This is a genomic window from Streptococcus sp. UMB1203, from assembly GCF_030217725.1.
Lineage (GTDB): Bacteria > Bacillota > Bacilli > Lactobacillales > Streptococcaceae > Streptococcus.
This window is the reverse complement of the sequence record NZ_JASOOK010000062.1, coordinates 1-1,435: the sequence shown is the minus strand read 5'-3', so window position 1 is coordinate 1,435 and position 1,435 is coordinate 1. Positions and strand designations below refer to the sequence as shown.

1 protein-coding gene is annotated in these 1,435 nt (G+C 36.8%); it reads left to right on the top strand.

All coding sequences use genetic code 11. The annotated features are described in order from the left end of the window. The first annotated feature begins 55 nt into the window (after positions 1 to 55). Positions 56 to 1,404 (top strand): IS3 family transposase gene (locus QP439_RS08875; protein ID WP_203180026.1). Its coding sequence is split into 2 segments (ribosomal slippage): positions 56 to 506 and positions 506 to 1,404, totalling 1,350 coding nucleotides; the frame shifts between segments, so codons are not numbered across the junction. Positions 1,405 to 1,435: the final 31 nt, after the last annotated feature.

Below are 1,435 nucleotides of genomic sequence, written 5' to 3'. Positions count from 1 at the left end.
TGTACTGCACCCCAAAAGTTAGACAGAAAAAATCTAACTTTTGGGGTGTTTTATTATGAAATTGAGTTATGATGATAAAGTTCAGATCTATGAACTTAGAAAACAAGGATATAGCTTAGAGAAGCTTTCAAATAAATTTGGGATAAACAATTCTAATCTTAGGTACATGATTAAATTGATTGATCGTTACGGAATAGAGTTCGTCAAAAAAGGAAAGAATTGTTACTATTCTCCTGAACTAAAACAAGAGATCATTGATAAAGTTCTTCTTGAGGGGCATTCACAAATTAGGGCGTCTCTGGATTATGCTCTTCTAAGTAGTGGATTACTTTCGAATTGGCTGGCACAATATAAGAAAAACGGGTATACTATTGTTGAGAAAACAAGAGGGAGACCACCTAAAATGGGACGTAAGCCAAAGAAGAGATTTGAAGATATGACAGAATTAGAACGTCTTCAAGCAGAAAATGAGTACTTGAGAGCGGAGAATGCCATTCTAAAAAAGTTGAGAGAACTCCGATTGAGAGACGAAAAGGAGCAAGAAGAAAAACGGAAATTGTTCAAGGACTGGTAACAGAGTTTTCTTTAGATATCCTTCTAAAGATTATTAAACTTGCCCGTTCAACTTATTATTACCACTTAAAACAGCTGGATCAAAGCGATAAAGATTATGATATTAAAGCTGAAATTCAGTCAATTTATACTGAGCATAAAGGAAATTACGGCTATCGTCGCATGACTCTAGAATTACGAAATCGTGGCTTCGTAGTGAACCATAAGAAGGTGCAGCGTCTGATGAAAGTACTTGGTTTAACGGCTCGAATTCGCCGTAAACGGAAGTATTCTTCATACCAAGGAGAGGTTGGCAAGAAAGCAGATAATCTTATTCAACGTCAATTTGAAGCAACCAAACCAATGCAAAAGTGCTACACAGATGTGACAGAATTTGCCATTCCAGCAAGCACTCAAAAGCTTTACTTATCGCCAGTTTTAGATGGTTTTAACAGCGAAATCATCGCTTATAATCTTTCTACATCACCGAACTTAGAACAAGTAAAAGCTATGTTAGACCAGGCTTTCGGTGAGGAACATTACGAGAATACCATTCTCCATAGTGACCAAGGCTGGCAATACCAACACGATTCTTATCATCGGTTCCTAGAGAGTAAGGGAATTCAAGCATCCATGTCACGTAAGGGTAACAGCCCAGACAATGGTATGATGGAGTCCTTCTTTGGGATTCTGAAATCGGAAATGTTTTATGGTTATGAGAAGTCGTTTCAGTCGCTTAAGCAATTGGAACAAGCTATTGTAGACTATATTGATTACTACAACAATAAACGAATTAAGGTAAAACTAAAAGGACTTAGCCCTGTACAATACAGAACTAAATCCTTTGCTTAAATTAATTGTCTAACTTTTTGGGGTCAGTACA